The organism is Candidatus Saccharibacteria bacterium (genome assembly GCA_016700315.1).
GTDB lineage: Bacteria > Patescibacteriota > Saccharimonadia > Saccharimonadales > SZUA-47.
On the sequence record CP065013.1, the window covers coordinates 381,150 to 399,464 of the forward strand.

Annotated in this window: 16 protein-coding genes; 8 read left to right on the top strand and 8 right to left on the bottom strand. The window is 45.3% G+C overall.

The annotated features are described in order from the left end of the window. Genes IPO96_01910 through IPO96_01925 form a run of 4 tightly spaced genes read left to right on the top strand, consistent with a single transcriptional unit; the run spans window position 1 to window position 6,525 of the window. The gene (locus IPO96_01910) at window positions 1–3,210 is read left to right on the top strand and encodes a hypothetical protein (protein ID QQS65288.1); all 3,210 of its coding nucleotides are present in this window, start codon (window positions 1–3) and stop codon (window positions 3,208–3,210) included. Continuing rightward, on the top strand, window positions 3,210–3,767 hold the full coding sequence (locus IPO96_01915) for a hypothetical protein (protein ID QQS65289.1): 558 nt from the start codon (window positions 3,210–3,212) through the stop codon (window positions 3,765–3,767). The genes IPO96_01910 and IPO96_01915 overlap by 1 nt, the downstream gene beginning before the upstream one ends. Then, entirely contained in the window at window positions 3,764–5,068 is a 1,305-nt protein-coding gene (locus IPO96_01920; protein ID QQS65290.1) for a hypothetical protein, read from the top strand. The genes IPO96_01915 and IPO96_01920 overlap by 4 nt, the downstream gene beginning before the upstream one ends. Then, on the top strand, window positions 5,065–6,525 hold the full coding sequence (locus tag IPO96_01925; GenBank protein ID QQS65291.1) for a hypothetical protein: 1,461 nt from the start codon (window positions 5,065–5,067) through the stop codon (window positions 6,523–6,525). The genes IPO96_01920 and IPO96_01925 overlap by 4 nt, the downstream gene beginning before the upstream one ends. Here the strand turns inward: IPO96_01925 and recF are convergent. The 4 genes from recF to dnaA all read right to left on the bottom strand — a co-directional run bounded on the left by recF (window position 6,522) and on the right by dnaA (window position 10,723). Beyond that, window positions 6,522–7,586 (bottom strand): DNA replication and repair protein RecF, encoded by a 1,065-nt coding sequence (gene recF / locus IPO96_01930; GenBank protein ID QQS65292.1) that lies wholly within the window; start codon window positions 7,584–7,586, stop codon window positions 6,522–6,524. The genes IPO96_01925 and recF overlap by 4 nt on opposite strands. Beyond that, window positions 7,586–7,939 (bottom strand): four helix bundle protein, encoded by a 354-nt coding sequence (locus IPO96_01935; protein ID QQS65293.1) that lies wholly within the window; start codon window positions 7,937–7,939, stop codon window positions 7,586–7,588. Before IPO96_01935 ends, recF begins: the two co-directional genes overlap by 1 nt. A 56-nt stretch (window positions 7,940–7,995) precedes the next feature. Beyond that, a complete protein-coding gene (dnaN, locus tag IPO96_01940; protein ID QQS65294.1) occupies window positions 7,996–9,090 on the bottom strand; it encodes a DNA polymerase III subunit beta in 1,095 nt (364 codons plus the stop codon). A gap of 241 nt (window positions 9,091–9,331) precedes the next feature. Beyond that, window positions 9,332–10,723, bottom strand: a complete 1,392-nt coding sequence (dnaA, locus tag IPO96_01945) for a chromosomal replication initiator protein DnaA (GenBank protein ID QQS65295.1) — start codon at window positions 10,721–10,723, stop codon at window positions 9,332–9,334. Between the two features lie 342 nt (window positions 10,724–11,065). Here dnaA and rpmH point away from each other — a divergent pair, with 342 nt between their 5' ends. From rpmH to IPO96_01965, 4 genes are all read left to right on the top strand, one after another. Beyond that, window positions 11,066–11,206, top strand: coding sequence for a 50S ribosomal protein L34 (gene rpmH, locus IPO96_01950; protein ID QQS65405.1), 141 nt, complete (start codon window positions 11,066–11,068; stop codon window positions 11,204–11,206). A gap of 12 nt (window positions 11,207–11,218) precedes the next feature. Next, a complete protein-coding gene (gene rnpA / locus IPO96_01955; GenBank protein ID QQS65296.1) occupies window positions 11,219–11,554 on the top strand; it encodes a ribonuclease P protein component in 336 nt (111 codons plus the stop codon). A 65-nt stretch (window positions 11,555–11,619) separates the two neighbouring features. Then, entirely contained in the window at window positions 11,620–12,597 is a 978-nt protein-coding gene (locus IPO96_01960) for a YidC/Oxa1 family membrane protein insertase (GenBank protein ID QQS65297.1), read from the top strand. Beyond that, complete coding sequence (locus IPO96_01965; GenBank protein QQS65298.1) at window positions 12,597–13,061, top strand: KH domain-containing protein; 465 nt, start codon at window positions 12,597–12,599, stop codon at window positions 13,059–13,061. The genes IPO96_01960 and IPO96_01965 overlap by 1 nt, the downstream gene beginning before the upstream one ends. 73 nt (window positions 13,062–13,134) lie before the next feature. Here the strand turns inward: IPO96_01965 and IPO96_01970 are convergent, their stop codons facing one another. The 4 genes from IPO96_01970 to IPO96_01985 form a co-directional block, all read right to left on the bottom strand. Beyond that, complete coding sequence (locus IPO96_01970) at window positions 13,135–16,212, bottom strand: SGNH/GDSL hydrolase family protein (GenBank protein QQS65299.1); 3,078 nt, start codon at window positions 16,210–16,212, stop codon at window positions 13,135–13,137. Window positions 16,213–16,214: 2 nt separating this feature from the next. Further along, entirely contained in the window at window positions 16,215–16,985 is a 771-nt protein-coding gene (locus tag IPO96_01975) for a hypothetical protein (protein ID QQS65300.1), read from the bottom strand. A 102-nt stretch (window positions 16,986–17,087) separates the two neighbouring features. Next, window positions 17,088–17,675, bottom strand: coding sequence for a hypothetical protein (locus IPO96_01980; protein QQS65301.1), 588 nt, complete (start codon window positions 17,673–17,675; stop codon window positions 17,088–17,090). 102 nt (window positions 17,676–17,777) lie between these two features. Beyond that, window positions 17,778–18,263 (bottom strand): hypothetical protein, encoded by a 486-nt coding sequence (locus tag IPO96_01985; protein ID QQS65302.1) that lies wholly within the window; start codon window positions 18,261–18,263, stop codon window positions 17,778–17,780. Window positions 18,264–18,315: the final 52 nt, after the last annotated feature.

Below are 18,315 nucleotides of genomic sequence, written 5' to 3' on the forward strand. Positions count from 1 at the left end.
ATGTCACCCCAACGATTGATCGACCCAGAAATAGACCCAAGCTGGTACAACGAAAGTGATGAGGCTGAGGCAACTCGCTTGGCCGAGCTTGACGCGCTGCAGGCTAGCTGGGATGCGGATAATGCCGAATACGACGAGGGCAATCCTCGTAACAAAGCCGAGCCAAGCGAAGATGAAGAAGATGACGACATTGAATCGTCAGAGCAAAACGCTGATACTGACGACGGCCAAACAACTGCCGACACAGCAGCCACAGACAACGAAGCTAGTAATAACCCAGAAATCCCGTACTCGGACAGCCCTAAGAAAAAAAGTATCATGTCAAAGCAACGAGCTGCGGTTGCCGCAGGTATTACTGCTGGCATAGCAAGCATCGTTATTGGGATTGTCATGCTATTGCCGCAGTTAATAGTTAATAACCTGCGTGAGTGGATTTTCCAAAAAACTGGGAAAATTCAAAGTAGCCAAGCTTTAAAGTATTCAAGACCACTACGTTTGAAAATGAGCGACGTATTCAATCGTGACGGTAGACGCGGTAAAAAAATAATAACGGAAATGAGCAAAAGAGGCTTCATTTTTAAATATGACTCCAAAGGAAATATTGCGGAAATAATCGATCAAAGCGGTAATTCCGTAAAGGGAACGGCAATCGCTGGTACCATTGAGAAACACCTTGACGATGCACACCCGATAAAAAATATTGTATCAAAAAACTGGAAAACTAAAGGAATGAACGCCTTCTATACGAGGTTTGGCGTTAGTAGGGCATCCCCGGTTGAAGTTAAGGACGCGGCCGACTTACAAAATGTCGAGAAGACTATTAATAAGAATATCTCTAGAGGCGTCTTGCAAGGTGAGGCATCTGAGAATGTCATAAACAGCGCGCCCGTCGATGAAAACGGAAATCCTGTGCAAGAATCGCCAGAGCAAATTAAGGCAAGGCAAGCGGCTCAGGCCGACGCAGCACAATTCGCTAAAGACAGTGGGCTAACAGGTCCCATAAAAAGCGCTGCTCTAGATGGTGAGAATCTAGATAATTCAGCTATACCTTTGGCTAAAGCAATAGACGGCATAGAGTCTGCACCAACTAAAGAGGCGCTAGACGCAGTTAAAAACACTGTTGAATCTGGAAGTGTTTTAGGATTTTTGAAAAGCCTAACTTTGACTGGTACGGTGGATAAGTTTTGCACGGCACGCAACCGACTAAATGGGGCCTCAATCGCTGGCAGAATAGTTAGGTCACTATCCTTAATCAGATATTCCTCCCTGTTCGTAGGAGCGGCAGACGGCGTAAGGACTGGGAAGTCCAACGCTAAGCTAGTAAAAGAGATGATGAAGCGGGTCATGGGGCGCGACAAAAACAATCGGCCATTTGGCGATTCTGAAGGTCTAAAAAGAGCTTTACTAAATAAATTTAGCAGAAGCCGCAACGACTCAACTAAGTCAAAAGTTAGTACAGATGGTGATCTGGGTGGAGTATTTGGTGTTCTCCAAAGCAAATTCAACAATATTCCTGGATGCTCTATAGCCCAAAACCCTTTCGCTCAGATACTGGAGCCAGTCGCGCAGGTTGCCATTGCGGCCTTTACTGGTGGCGCCGGGGAAGCAGGAGTTCAAGCAGGGATCCAGGCGTCTAAAGAAGCGGTGGTTCTATACTTTAGGAATTTTTTACAGAATGTTATGACAAAACAGTTCGCAGTAAAGTTCTTAGCTTCAACCATAGCCAGTATTGGCATAAGCGAGATTATGTCACTAGTGCAGCTTTACGCAGAGAAAACAATGTATTTTAATTTTACTGGCCAGGAGCGAGGCGGGTCATTGGCAGACATAAATTTTGCTGGTGGAGGGGCCGCAAATAAAATGCGTTGGTTACAGGCTGGTTATGTGCCCGCAACTCCCGAACAGTATTCCCAGATCGAGACTGCATATCTAAACGAAAACGCACAAGATTTTAAAAAACTAGGATTCTTCCAAAGAATCTTCGATAGCGGCAATGAGAAATCCTTAGCCTACCAACTAGCTGCTAGAACTGTAATTAATACACCTGGTGGGACCGAGGGCCTGGCTATTTTACCAAGTAATCTTTTCAGAATGGCTACGACTACGCTTAGAGCAGAACCTCTCGCCAACCTGGCATCAAATCTGGTCGGCGGTAAAGCCTACGCTGCTGCTGAGAATAGTGACAGTATTAGTTTTCTGGATTACAAAATAAGCAATCGAGATATACACCTGGCAACTGATCAAGCCGGTAACAATCTAGTCGTGATGAGAGATGACATTCGCTCGATACTAGAAGACCCTATTGCTAATCAGGACTTCTTGCTTAGTAATCAAAATGGGGGGCCCTACATCGATTCTGTTGGCTTTAAGCCAATTGGCGACTTCGCGGAACATGTAAAAAACTGCGTTACTAACCCAAATATAATTAGTGCGCTTGAGGCTCACGACCCGAGTGATCCTTCCCCAAAAACCGACTGTCTAGCCAACAGCCCACTAACCCAGAGGTTTAAGGCACACTTGGCCTGGCTGGACGCCCAAGACAGTTTCGACGCGGAGATCATACCCGAAGACATTGATACCGGTGCAGGCCCCTCTTTAGGCGGCAACTCGACTATTGTCGATTGTTCTGCGGCACGAGGTAACGGCAAAATAGTCTGTGCAGCGCAAGCATACAGTGGCATCCCTTACGCCCATGCCCGACCAGGCTACGAAAACGCTTTAAGGGGTGGGGGCAATGCCGAGGCGTGGCTAGCGAAAAATAATAATGACCTAAACTTTATCCGCACAAATGCTTTCGTCGAATGTAGCGGCTTCGCCAACCTATCACTATGGATAGCCTACCAGTACAAGACTAAGAATGGTTGCTCTAAAGACTACGCTATGGGTACCGACCCAAATGTAACACCAGTTCTCTCGCCAGCAGCAGTAAGGGGCGGGCAAAAACTCTCAACCAGCATGCTTCAAGCTGGGGACTTCTTAACCATAAGTGAGAGCTGTAACACTTCGGGCTCTCCAGGACATGTTGGCATATTCGTGAAAGACAACGGGAATGGCACATTTACTACTCTGGAGTCGTCTGGTGCAACAAATAGTGCTGGCAAAAAAGAGTCTGGGTTCTACATTCATCCTCTAAGTAAGTTGGGGGGTACTGGTGCTCACGACTATAAGTACGCCGGTCGATACATTGGGCCTGGTTCGGGGCCGCCATGATGAGCAGAAAAAAAATACTTTCCCTACTAATATTGGTTCCTGCGGTTGCTTGTTTGGGAGTGTTTATTGTCAAGAAGTCAAGCACCGGTGAGGTTGTTTTTCAAGTTGACGATAATGTTTCAGGTTTTGTTCTTGATAATCACCTATATGATAAAAACAACAAAAATTTTAAGCTAGAAAAGGGTCTTCATACCGTTAAAGCAGTTGGCCCCTTGGTCTCGGCTACACAGCAAACTTTTGAGGTTAGGCCCTTCAAAAAACAGACTGTTGAGTTAAGGTCAAAGTCGCTTGAAGCGTCAGAACTAGCCAAAGAGCTTTTCGGGGCATCGGACATATTTACTATCGGTTCAGTAAAGATGACCAGTGACAAAAGTTGGCTAATTATAAGTGTTGTCATAAAAGACGGAGAGGGTGACGGAGATACCTTTATATACAACTTTAATGGACAAGGTTGGGAAGAGTATGCAAGTGGAACTAATTTCGATTTAGATGGAGTAAGCGACGAGTCTTTACCTAGAGAGGTTTCAGACATTATCCAAGGGAGACAAAACCAATGAGAATTTTAGCAAGGAGACTCTTGGCGCTGGCGATTGGCATAGCAGTAGTAATATCTTATGCTGCACCGGAGACAGCGCTGGCAATCCAAAGCGAAAACGACCCGCCTTGTACCGAAAAAAGACTGAGGGATCTGGGGGTATTAATCGTGAATTGTAATGGTAATATTACTTGCTCAAGTAGCACCGGGGCAATTGTGCCTACTGGCGGTGGTACGGGAGGTGCACTATATATGATTGGCGACTCGATAACCGAGGGTTCTGTAAATGAGCTAAGGGTCGCTTTTAATGGTCGGGGCTTTACCCCAATAATAAACGGTAAAGCCAGTCGCCGTCTCAGCACAGGCAGTAGCGAGCTAGACGGTCAATCAGTGCTTGAGAAGGACCTGCAAGATCCCCAAATCCAAAATGCAAGCGTAGTTGTCGTGGAGTTAGGTACGAACAGTGGGCTAACAACAGGATCAGTTGAAAAAGCTATCGCGTCGATCAAAGCTAGTGCTACGAAGGCTAAAATCTTTTGGGTAAACCTAGGTGTGGTCAACAGCTTAAGAGAGAGGGGTGGGCTTGACTTCACCGCGTCCAACAACATTCTATCGAATAATAAAGATATAGCCGTGATTGACTGGGCCTCAAGCATTAAGCCTGAGCTAGTCGCAAACGACGGACTCGGTGTACACCCTTCGTCAGGCAAGGGGCGGGAGGCATTTGCTAATACTGTGGCAAGCGGGATTAGTGGTGGTGGGGCTTCAGTTAGCGGCGGTTGTACTGGCCAAAAGCTTCCAGGCAATAATGATGCTGAGAAGGTTTGGAATTTCTTTGTTGGCAAGAACTGGCCGGTTGAGAGGATTGCGGGGGTAATGGGTAATATGGCGGCTGAGTCGGGGATAACTGCTATGAGAATGCAAGGAGTTTACAACCGAACCGTTTCCTCTCGGGACGTAGATATAAATAGCGGCTTAGGTTATGGTGTAGTCCAATGGACACCTGTTAGGAAGCTAATTGCGACTGCTACTGAGGCAGGCGTAGCTTACGAGGAGATTGATACTATTGAGTTTCAGTTGGAATTCCTGTGGAATCAGTTACAGGGAACAGCCTGGCGCGGAAACCCCAAAAATCTTTCATCAGAGAAAAGCGCTGGAAACATTATTAACCAAGCAAACACTATTGAGGAAGCCGCGATTGCTTTTGCGGTTAAGTATGAAAGGTGCGCTGACTGCCAATCAGCCTCAAGTGGCTCTACACAAAACCGTATCCGCCTGGCTCAAGACATCCTGGTTAAGTACTCTTCGGGAGTGCCGAGATGAGTTCGAAAATAATAAAAACTGGCCTAATAGCAATAATACTGTTGTCCTTTATCGTGATAGTTTTGTTTAAAGTATCGTCAACCGGCCAACTACAGATATTCACAGACGGCGCTGCAAGCATAAAGCTGGAGGTCATTTCAGCTACTGGCAAACGATATTACTATGGTGACAATAAGAAAATTTTCATCCCTAAGGGCAACTACGCAGTAAGGGTGTACGACAAAGACAACAAGACTAGTCTCTATTCAGCAGTAAAAATATCTGGGTTTTTAAAATTGAGCCAGGTCAAAGGAAAGCTGATACGAGAGTACGGTAGAGAAGTCTTGGCCGATAACCCAAAGAGTTGTATCAATTGGATAGGGGGACTGGTTGTGAGCAGTGATTGTGGCGGACCTTTTGCCGAGGTTGTGCTACATAAACCAGCCATGGCGACAACCCCCCCGGTGGCCGAGGGCGACAGATCCATATCAGGAGACGTGGAGAGTATTTTTAGCATTGGCGGCGAGTCTTTAGTGCTAATACAAACAGCCAACCTCGGCCAGAGCTTGCAAGTTATAGGCAAGTTCTCGACCTCAAACAATGAAATAAAATTTAGCCCTACCGCCCAACTACCCTGGATAAAACAATCGACTACCTATGTAGTAAATCCATACAGGGACGGGTTTGTCTTATCTTCAGTTGCGGACTCGAGTATATACTACTATCCCGGCCTCTCAGCACTAGATAAACCACAAGGGCTTTCAATCCCACAAAGCACAAACCCAAGCCTAGAGATTCAGTCTTTCGCTTTTTCAAAAAATGGAGAATATGCTGTTTTATATAGCCCGCCCATAGACGAATCGGTAAAACAAGACAGCTCGGAGATAGTGTCATCAAACAACAAGCAAGCGCCAATAGTGCTGAAAAACATCAAAAAGATTGTCTACTGTAAAGAGTTTTTGTGCGTAGTCACGACGAAGGGGCTAAATCTTTACAAGGATGGTGCGCTAACAATGTTTATCCCAAATATTGGTGATGTTATCGCAGACGACTCCAAGACCTACCTCGTAGACAATTTAGGGGTGTTGGACTTTAGCCTTGAAGAGTCTAGGGGTTTCTATGTCTACACCTTTAGTGGGTATTCCTATCGGACTGCCGCAGTCGCAGACGATGGATTGATTGTGAGCATTAGAGATGAACACGGAGTTCTTGCTATCAACCTAAACAAACAACTAGGAGATACCTCTATAGACACTAAGATTTTTGAACTTCGTGGCAAGCCCTATATCGATAAGGTGTCGGTGTATAAAAATATAATATACATCTCACCAAATTTGGGGCAGCCAACTTTCATACAATCTATCGGGGGCCTTGGTTTTAGCAATGAGGTAAAGAGCAGCGTAAAGTCGTCTATAGCCAAAGATGCTCAGGCGCTTGACCTTACGTCTTTCAAAATAATAACGCCACTTCTAGATTAGCCTATAGCAATTATCGTTGCGCCTTCTTGGAAATGCTCTATTACTACGTCGGCGTCGGTGGTCGTGATAAATGTTTGATAGTTTTTGAGTCTCTCGGCCAAAGCTTTGCGGCGGCGACCGTCAAGCTCGCTAAAGACATCGTCGAGCAGCAGGATGGGGCTTTGAGTCTTTGACGACATCTCGAGCTCAATTATTTTGAGCGCCAGGAGTAGGCTCCGGACTTCGCCACGACTGGCTCGCTCGCGAGCATCTACGCCTTCGAACAGGACAACAAAGTCGTCGCGATGCGGCCCGCTAACAGTAAAACCGGTTTCTAGCTCTAGCGTGTGCTTAGACTTAAGCCTGGCCAGCAGTTTACTGCCGTAGCTTTGGTCGTAGGCTATCTTAGTAGTGTAGCTTAACTCAATTTTATTAGCTTTGCCTCCTAGCTGTTTGTAGGTACTGGTAATTTTTTTGTTTATACTTCTAATCAGCTCGGCCCTAGCCGCTACAATCTTTTCTGCCAACTCTACCAGCTGCACGTCCCAGACAAAAAACTGACTTTGGCTAGCATTGGTTTTTAGTAAGCGGTTACGCTGGAACAAGATTCTTCTGTAGCGCTTGAGGGTATCGTGAAGCGTAGTATCAAGACTGGCGGCGAAGCTATCCAAATATTCTCGTCGCTCAGCTGGCTCACCCGCTATCAGACTGAGGTGGTTTGGCTCAAATAAGACAACCGGCATCATCTGAGGGGCCGAAAACCTTTTGTGTGGCTTGCCATCTATGATGAGGCTTTTTTGCAGGGTATCACTGGCGACGACCTCTAGTTTTAGCGTTCTTTCGGCGCCATTTGTTAATAGCCCGTCTAGCCTCGCCCAGTCTGACCCAAACCTAACAACCAGCTGATCCCGTCCGCGGTAGGTGCTACCGGAAGCGATCATTAAAATAGCTTCGAGTAGGTTGGTCTTGCCGCTAGCGTTCGGCCCAACAATAATGTTCACACCACTACTAAACTCAAAAGAGCCATCGAGGTAGGAACGAAAACTTTGTAAGCGCAGCGAAGCCAAAAAGCTTTTAGCCATTAGCCTTTAGCCATTAGCTTTTTCATAAAACCACTAAGGATTGACGCCACTTCATTAGTGTGCGCAAATAGCTTATTAAAACTCTCTTCGTCAAAGTATGCTCTGTCAAAGCCAAGAATCAACATAGACTTTATCTCGGCCGACGATCCGCGAGCTATTCTTAGATAGTTATTAAAAGATTTGTCGCTAATTCTTTCGCTGCCTTCAGCGATGTTGTTCATTATCGACACGGAGGCGCGTTGAACTTGGTCTTTATACGAGTAGTCTTTACAGTTTTCAAGTGCTTCGTATATTAACAGTGTTAGTGATCGGGCTTTCTGCCAAGCAATTATATCTCTGAAATCTTGTGCCATATAGACATTTTATCCTTTCTGGCTAAAAGCTAAAAGCTTGCGGCTAATAGCTTTTTTTAGCTTTTAACGGGCATGACTACTTGAAGGGCACTTGGGTCGGCTGGGTCTTTGAGTATGCATGGCTCTAGCTTACCATTCATACAGAAAACTACCTTATCGCCAGTCAGGGCGTTGAGGGCGTCCATAAGATAGCGAGAATTAAGTGTCACCGCACCATTGCCTGAGGCTATGGCTGCCACCGCAGAGCTGTTTTCACCAACCTGAGACGCAACAGATTTAACAGACAGCTCATTCTTGGTGTCGTCAACCTCTATCTGGATGCTGCCGGCTGCTTCGCGGGCAAACAAGCTTGCCACCTTGGTTGCGGCAAGTAGCTCGCTTTTTAGAGTTTCGGCCGAGACTTCAAACTTGGCCGGTATCAGCTTGCGGTAGTCTGGATAATTGCCGTCGATCAGACGTGAAATCACCTCTACGTCACCCGCCTGGAAACGCACTTGCTGTTCGTCAAAAGTAAGGGTAGTCTCTTCGTTGTTGTGATCCCCAAATATCCTTAAGAGTTCGCTCATGGTGGTGGCTGGGACCAGTAGCTTTACCTCTTCTTTGACACCGCTGGTAGTTTTTTCGGCTAGACGATAGCTGTCGGTTGCGGCAAGTGTTAGTTTGGAAGCATGGCTGTGAACGTAAACGCTAGTCAGCACTGGCCTTGTATCGTCGCTACTGGCAGCGAAAACGCTTTGCTGAAGGGCTTTCTTGAAGTCGGCGGTTTTTAGTTTAATGGTTTTGCCGTTCGTAATTGCTGGCATCACAGGAAATTCGTCCGGGTTCATTCCGTTGATAGTAGACGTGTACTTGCCGGTGCTAATCTTGAGTTTAAAATCATCGCTCTGAAGCTCGACCACATCATTTGGCAGATTACTAACAAAATCCTGTAGCAGGCGAGCGGGTATGGTTAGCGAGCCTTCCTCGGTTACTTTTGCGCCAATAGTTTCGGTGATTGCAATGTCGAGATTAGTGCCGGCAATTACTAGCCGGTTGTCGACTGTTTTAAGTAGAATGTTAGCTAAGATAGGAAGGGAGTTGCGGTTACTGGCAACACGCGACACGGCACTTAGTGCGCGGTGCAGGTTTTCTTGGGTTACTTGAAGCTTCATGAATTCTCCTTATATATTATTTATATTCTTAGTTATTTTAATAAGGCCTGTGGAAGATGGGTATAACCCCAACAACAACAGATCAAAAAAAGTATTTTTGGCTGGGCTAGAGCTGTGGTTTAATCGATGGTTCGAGGTAAAACTTATAAACAGGCACCTAAGACCAAGTGCCGTGCTGTTCACAAACCCAGGCGCTTTCACACAAGCAGATACTATAACTAGCCACATACTTTCCACAAGTCTATGCATAGAGTTTTTCCTTTATCTCAATTATGTGTTGGCGGGTGTGCGGGTCAATGTTCATGTCTGCCTCGATTTTCTCCACCGAATGTATGGCGGTGGTGTGGTCTTTCCGCCCAAGCTCGCGGGCAATTTTGGGGAAACTAAGGTGAAGCTCGCTACGGAGCAGATACATAGCAACTTGCCTTGGATAGACAATCTCCTTGTCGCGCTTCGGCCCAACCATCTCGTCTAAGCCTATCTGGAAATGACGTGCGGTTTTTTCAACCAAGGACCTAGCACTAATGTGCTTCGGTCTGTTTTTGCTATTACCAAGCAAGCTGGAGGCAATGACTAGGTCTGGTTTAAGCCCGCGCATTTCACAGAAAGCCAGCAGCTGGTTTAGTGCACCCTCAAGTTCGCGAATGTTAGTCTGGATTAATCGGGCAAGGTATTCAACAACATCTTGCGGCAACTCAGCCCCAGCCTGCTCGGCCTTGGTTTGGATAATAGCGCAACGAGTTTCGAAGTCGGGGTTTTGCATGTCGATGGCCATGCCCCAAGTGAAACGACTGCGCAACCGATCTTCTAGGGTTGGAATGTCGCGAGGCGGCTTGTCGCTACTTAAAATAATCTGTTTGTTTGCCTGGTGTAGGGCATTAAATGTGTGGAAGAACTCTTCTTGGGTTTTTTCTTTGCCGGCTATAAACTGGATGTCATCGACGATCAAAACATCAGCCGATCGGTAGTAGCTAGCGAAGTCGGTGTTTTTTTTGTAGCGGATAGCGTCGAGGAATTCTTGGACAAACTGTTCAGTTGAAACATAAACAACCCTAGCGTCCTTTCGTCTGGCTGCAATTGCATTACCGACAGCCTGGATTAAGTGAGTTTTGCCGATCCCAACTCCACCGTACAAAAATAACGGGTTGTATTTTGAGCCGGGCTTGCTGGCAATCGCCTGGCAGGCGGCGTAGGCAAGCTCGTTGCCTGATCCGACAATGAAGTTTTCGAAGGTGTATTTTTCGTTGATCCCCTGACGGTATGAGTGGCTTAGGGTGTTGCGCCGCTCCGACTGCGTCGTTTCTTCTGGTAGGTTAAGTATGACGGCGTCATCGCTGCTACGAGACTTTACCGGCCCGGAGTGTATCTTAAAGGAGATCGAACGGAGATTTAGGCCATTCTTTTTTAAAAGCTCTAAAATCTGGTCGGTGTGGCGGCGTTCAAGTTGTTGCTTAATAAAAATATTTGGTACGCCAATGACCGCATTGTCGCCGTCGTGTTTGAGGAGATGGGTGTTTTTGAACCAAGTCATAAAACTGCCTCGTGAAATCAAAAGTTCAATCTCGCCAAGCACAGCCTGCCATATACCTGAAAGTTCTTGCACCTGTTTATTTCCCCTCTTTTCTATTCTCATCTAAACTATACCCGTAAATTGTTTACTTTTCCACAGCTAAGCCAGTCTAATTTTAACAACAGCTTGTTTCGACCAGCCAACAGGGTAGTTTTGTACACAGCAAAATTTAACAGATCAACTTCTGTGGAAAAGCCTTCAGCCATGGTGGAAAAACTATCAAAAACAGTGACTTTTTGTGGTGAAAATTACGGACGACTTGTTTATTTTTGGCATCTAAGATATTTAAATAATCAATAAAAAATCCTAAATCATTGGCTAAAATACATCTTCCTTTGACTGCCCTTCGTTTTAGCGAGCAATTTCATTTGTTAAAAATCTAATTTACAGATATAATAGTATTTAATTATGCCAAAGCGAACATTCCAACCAAAAAAGCGCCATGCTTCAAGAGTCCACGGATTCTTGGCTCGTATGGCTAGCAGGTCTGGTCGCGACGTACTCAAAAGACGCCGCAACAAAGGCCGCAGAGCTCTTTCGAAGTAGTAAGGAGAAATTTTGTTAGCAAGTAAGTACCGCTTCCATGGACGCGGGTCGATTATGCATACCTTTAGAAGGGGGCAGGTTCATCGTAGCTCTGCTCTACAGATTAGGGTTTTCGCCAAGAAATCTGGCGGGCCGAAAGTAGCGGTAGTTGTTTCAAAAAAAGTTGATAAGAAGGCCGTAGTGCGGAACCGGATTCGACGACGCATATTTACGTATATGGAAAATCAGCGTAGTCGTTTGGGCTCCAACGATCTCGTAATCTCGGTATTCGATAACAGTATAAGCATTAAACCGGCTGGCGATGTAGCAATTGAGCTGGACGATCTGCTCAAAAAAGCTGGTTTGTAGGCAATTTTACTCTGTTACTTGAGCCTTGGGGTTGTTATAATGTAGCTAAATAACAGGAGTAGCTAATGTTCACAACCCTTATAGTGCAGCCATTATTCAACCTACTAGTGGCGATTTATGCTATTATTCCTGGCCATAACTTTGGCCTTGCCATCATAATATTTACAGTTCTAGTGCGCTGGGCAATGTTGCCACTGCTCAAAAAACAACTACGTAACACACTTGCCATGCGCTCACTACAGCCCGAGCTAAAGCGTATAAAAAAGGCCGCAGCTGGCAACAAACAGACTGAGTCGATGATGGTCATGGAGCTTTATAAGGAGCGGGGCATTAATCCTTTTGGCGCAATTGGCTTACTGATTGTTCAGCTGCCATTGTTTATCGCTCTATATTCTGGGTTGCAGCGTATAGTTAAAGACCCAAACTCTATCCTAAATTTTTCTTATAGCTGGCTACAAGATTTGCCCTGGATGAAAACTTTGGCCGCTGATATTTCTAAATTCGACAACACACTCTTTGGTTTGGTTGATCTCGGGCGTACTGCGGTCGAGAAGGCCGGGGGTGTTTATTGGGCGGCGATGATTGTGGTTGCGGGCAGTGCATTAGTCCAGTGGCTACAAATTCGCCAAACCATGCCCCATGACCCAGAAGCCAGAAAACTCCGCCATATACTCAGAGATGCTAAAACGGGCGAACAGCCCGATACCAGTGAAGTGAATGCCGCGATGGGTCGTAATATGAGTTTCTTCATGCCAATATTCATTTTTATGATCACTGTGGGTATTGCCGCGGCGATGTCGCTTTACTGGCTGGTTAGCGGTCTGGTGGCCTATATCCAACAAGCCTACCTGCTTAAGCAAGATGAGTACCAGCTTGAAGCAATTGCCAATTCTAAAACAGCTACTGGCGGCGGTAAGGCTCGATCTGGCGTTACCACCACAATTATCACTAGCGAAGCAAAAACTAGCGGTCCCAAAAAAGCGGTCGCAACCTCTTCATCTAAAAACTCTAAAAATCAAAAACATAAAAAAAGGAGAAGGTAGTGGAAGAGAGTATACTTTTTGCCAAGAAATATTTAGAGGACGTGCTGTCGTTTTTTGGTCTCAATACTGACGTCTATGCAACTAGTGAGGACGGCGAAGTAATTGAGCTAAACATACCGAGCACCCACTTAAACGGCTTTTTGATCGGGCAGCATGGCGACACAGTAAGATCGCTCCAGTACCTAGTTAGTATGGCGCTTAAAAACGCTGGCTATGAGCACAACCGCGTCAATGTCGACGTCGCTGACTACAAGAAACAGCGGGCTCATCGTCTCGAAGACCGAGCTGTCGAGTGGCTTGAGCAGGTTAAAAAATCCGGCGAAGCCAAACACCTAAGCCCAATGAATGCTGCTGATCGCCGCACCATACACCGGCTAGCGGGTGAGCACGGTCTTACCACCCACAGTGAAGGTGAAGGCCGCGACCGCCACATTGTTATCGGAGTAGAAGCCCCCAGTAATTAGCCATCAGAGTGCAACTAATACGATCCATCCCTGAATATGTAAGCAGACCATGCGGACAGACTTGGGCAGCCAACTAGGGCCTATATAGACTGTAAAGTCTAATCAGTATCTCAAACAGCAGACCTAGTGAGTTGCAGACCGATTTAGGCCAAATTCGGGTTTTACACTGAGTTAAATCTTTTGGCGCACATTTGCCCTTGAGCACTAGCTGAACAGTGCAAGTAGTGGTTTGCGGGGCCTGAATAGTTATAGTTTTCGTCCAGTTGTAGCTGTTGCCAGCCTTATCTACTACAGTTACGCTCAGCGTGGTGCTGCCGTTGGTCGTGATAGTCACAGGATTAGGGCAGGCTGCAATACCAGACAAACCATCAGAACAACTAAAGCTGATAGTGACGCCACTTGTAAATACACCGCTAGAGTTTGGCTGGACACTATAGGTTGGAGTGATAGTTGGAGTCGTTAAATCTAGTTTTGCCAAGATGTTAACCATGCTAGAGTTGCCAGCGTTGTCGGTTACTATGCCTGTCAGGATTTGTTCGCCCTCGCTGCCAACACTAATCGGTGCTGGGCAGCTTGCGACTCCCGATTGCTCGTCACTACATTCAAAGCTAATTGTGAAGGGTTGGTTGTGCCAGCCGTAAGTGTTTGCGGCCGAGCTCGCTGCGGCAACAATACTGGGTGATTGCTTGTCGATTTGTGCTTGAAAGCTTATCGTGCTTTCATTGCCGGCCAAATCCCGGGCGGCTGCAGTTATAACGCCGCTAGAACTAATGGTCTGTGGCTCTGAGCAGTACTCAATGCCGCTTGACTCATCTGAACAGACAAAGCTTGCGACAAAGTCTTGGCTAAACCAGTTTTGATTGTTCGGGGCTGGGCTAAGGTTATACGAAATACTTGGTTTAGTTTGATCAAGTTTAAGATAAATGTTTAGTGTCGTTTCATTGCCGGCCTTATCGTGCGTGGTTGCGGTAATGACATTTAGCTCACCGTCTGTCGTGACAGTTATTGGCTCTTGGCAGTCGGCAACGCCGGACGTCTCATCGCTGCAGCTAAAGCTCACAGTGACGGGCTGGTTAAACCAGCCGCCACTGTTTGGCTGAGAGCTGTAAGTGGGTGTGATCGACGGGGCGGTTGTATCGAGTTTGACGGTTAGTTGGCCGGTTGCGCAGTTACCGCTTGGGTCGCAGCTTTGCGAGCTAGTGTAGGTATGCTCACCCTCTTGATCTGCGGTTGTTGGTGCTGGAGTTGTTGCTGGCCCTTCGCTGTAACCAGTTTCGGCTGCGGCCCAGTCAATAGTAGGAGCTTGATTAAACCAGCCATTTTCATTTGGTGCAGTGTTGGTGGACCCTGTTACGGTTGGAGGTGTGGTGTCTTTTGGCGGCTCCGCAATAAACCCGTCGCAACCGTCATCAATACCATCTTTGTCATAGTCTTGATTGGCCTGAGGCACAAACAAACACTTGTCCTGGTCGTTTACTATCCCGTCACCATCGGTGTCGTTCGGATCAGACGATGCCACAAAAACTGGTTGGTAATAATCTAAATTCTTTGCAGCTATATTACTGCCCTTCATATGTAGCTCGTGGTAGCCTTGCTCAAGGCCATTGGGCAGTTCAAATGAGGCACTAAGATTGCCGTTTTGATCTGTTATTGCTTCGCCTAAATACGTTGGTGTCGAATGAATGAAAAACTTGTATGTAGTAAAGGGCAATAATTTACTCACATCAATAAACAATTTATTTCTATCCAAACTACTAATCATACTGTGCAGCTCTTGTGTGTCTGTAAAACTTGCTGTTCCAGAATTTACCGCACCTATGTGTGCTACGGCAGCACCAAAATATGCATTGGGAATCGGCAGGGGGGTCTTGGTTGCTGTGGGCATTGGTGCTGTGAGATTCGAGGTTTTGAGCAGTATTGCTGAAGCGTACTGAGACTGAGCTTTCTCATTGGGGTGGAAACTTTCATTACCAAGTATTCTCAAGAAAGACATTTTTCCCCTAATGTCAGGTATATCATCACCAAAAGTTGCTCCATTCACCCATGTGTCTGTGTCAAGGCTACCACTGCAAAGATTGTTGTATTCAAGTATGTCCTCGACATCCACATATGTTACTCCAGCTTCTGCTGCAGCGGAGGCTATTACCCTGTTGAAATAGGACACAGTCTCTCTGATGAAAATTCTCTCGTCGCTGTCTAGCCCGGAAGCGTTTACACCACAAGTTGACTGTAGAGATACAAATTGTGGGTAGCCAATAACGTATACTCTGGATTCGGGTGCCGCTCTTTTTATTGAAGTATAGGTTGTTTGTAGTCTATCTTTTAGGTTAGCCAGTTCTATAGCAACAATACTTCTAGCATCTGTATTGTTGGGCGTCGCTGGGGCGCATTTATTTGGGAGTATGCAGTAAGCTAGACGTTCTGCAAAACCCGCATCATTCCCACCAACGCTTAGTGTAATCACTTTTGGATTAGTCTTTGGGTTGACAATTCCTATGTTATGTAAACCGTTAAGGTAACTGGTTTGATAATCGTATCCGGGTGTCCATTCTTTTAATGCATCGTTGTTGAAATAATCATACTGGTTTGGCCCTTCGTTTACGACGTCACTTTCTGTTCGTTGTCCATCAATGTTGAATGTTTTTGCGCCGCTACAAGTAATGCTGTGGAATAAACCATCGGGTGCAGGTGTTACAAAGGCACTGCTAAGGTTCAATATGCTAGCTATCCGATATGAGTAACTTCGCCTAGAAAGGTGGCAAAGGTTTTTATCTTCACTAGTACTAGTAGCACGAGTATTGGTTGGTGCCTCATAGTAGTAATCATCATTATCTCCCTCGCCACTGGCAAAGCTATCACCCATCGCCAAATACCCAGCCGGCTCTTTATGGGAAGCAGATTTAATAATCGCTCTCTTCCAATGGCCTTGGTTGCTGTTGTCTCGCCAATAAGCATCAGCCATAAGTCTTGTCCCATCGTCGTCAAAACGTGAGTTCCAAAATCCAGATGCATCTGAAAAATTTGTGCTCAAAGTGCGAACATCCTTATTTATGTTGGTACAGCCGGCAAAGCTTATCTGGCTGTTAACGCTAAAAGGCATTTGGTTATTGGCATACTTAGCTTGGCAGGCTACAAGATCGTAAATGTACATATTTACACCTTGTCCAACAAAACATATCTTCCGTCGTTAGTGATTGATGCGGTCAAACCAGAGCCAACTCCAGTAAAAAAGTGAGCAAAAGGAGTTATTTCCTTGGTTCTAGTATTGACTCTAAGCATCTGGCCGCCGTACATTCGGAGCAGTAAAAATTCACCGTTGTTCGAACTTCTTGCGGTACCATCGAAGTTGTCTATAATCGAGCCATCAGCATATCTTATATAGTCCGCAACCGTACTTGGCTTGTATACGACTGTTCCGCCATCATTCCTTAGAGTGCTTATCCCGAGAAAATTATAGTTAATGCTTATTCTTGTGGTGTAAATAGAATACGGAGTTAGATTAATATTTAGAGCAGTTTTAGTGTTGCCCGGCAGCCACCTTATCGATCCTCTAGTTGGAGAGTAGAAGGGTATCGTGTTGCCAATTAATGAGTCGCTGACATATTCACCAAAATACGACATGTACATACCATTAGCTGCGCCCATGCAAGAGTCGTTGTAGTTCTGGTAGTTAAAAGTACTTGCAGACATATTGATGCTGCCGTCGGGGTTGTAGACAGTTTGAGACGATACTAGTGGCACTTTGAGTGTTCTAGAAATACAATTCATGTTGCCCTCGATGAGGCTACTTGAATTGTAGTCAGAGTCGCTAAAGTTTGTCTGATTAATATCTTGCCAATCAGATAGGGCAAAGACTTTCGGAGTACCAAAATAAACACAAAATGCTAATGATAAAACAATAAGTAGCCAGAATCTCAACTTCATGAGTTGAGAATACTACTAGACAGAATACATTTCAATACTATTTTTGGTAAAATTGACTGCGCTAGTAATATTTTACAAATTTGTATAAAAATCTGCTAAGAATTAGAGGAAGATACCGCGACCATTTCCCTTGGGCTGTTCTATGCCCAATAACTTTGTAACGTCGCCGATTGCGTCGTTGTCGACTCCGAAGCTACAATATAGGTTCACGGTGTTCTCTTGGCTGTGTGTCCCACATGTAGGGCCAGGATTGCTAAAATAGTAAAAACCAAAGTCTGATAAATTGGTGGAGTTACTAAACTTATCTTTAGTGTGATATTGTAGCTCAATCAACTCTTTGAAGCTCACAATATATGAGCCGTCTACGCCTTGTGCGGCAAAACTGATATGACACCCCCAACTACTATACTTCGTATCTGTCTTGCCGCTAGACTGCGTACAGTCGGCGTCCTCAGACAGGCTAACACCTAGCTTCTGTTCCAGTTCTAGCTTCAACACCCTTACATCGTCAATTATCGCTTTGGCATTTTTTATTGAAGCTCTTTTGTCTGATTGCAATATATAGCCGCCGGTAAAGTATGCAAATACGAGAAAGGCTAAAATGTATACTAAAATCCTAGAGCCTGAAAAATCAATACCAGTAAATATTCTCGATTTTGCAGAACTCTTTTTATTGGTTTTTTTAACCATAACTATATTAAAGCTTATGTATTACGAGAGAGCAAGCAACTTTTTTAGACCAAACCGCCAACTACTATCAGGCGTTACCCAGGCGAAAGACATTCTCCCCAGCTATTTTTGATAACCTTTATTATTTAGTCCTAGTTCGGCGTTTATTCGGTTTTTGTACAGCTTATCGACCGAAAAGCCACATCTGTATGTGAAGCCTGTTTTTTGTCCGAAATATATGCCACAATCAGGACCATTTCCCTTGTAGTTAAACTCGAATCCCTTCCTTGGTTCTTCGAGTTTGAATGTGTCCTTAACATAGCGCTTAGAACCTACAGTACTGGTAATCTTATCAAAATCATACTCATAGGCCTCGTCGCTCTTAAATAGCATATGGCAAGACCATCTGCTATATAATGCATCATTTAGGGCTTGAGGCTTCATACATCCATTTTCCCAAGTTAGCTGGATTCCTAGCTCATCTTCAAACTCTTTCTTTAATGCCTTTACGTCTTTAATTAGACCCAAGTTACTTCTGTAATAATAGTATTGCTTTACAAATGGGATAACTGCTATCCAAATGAACAGACCAACAATCAAGGCAATCATAAACCTACCAAAACTAGCTGTTTTTGGGAAGCTCAACTTGTTTAAGCGGAGC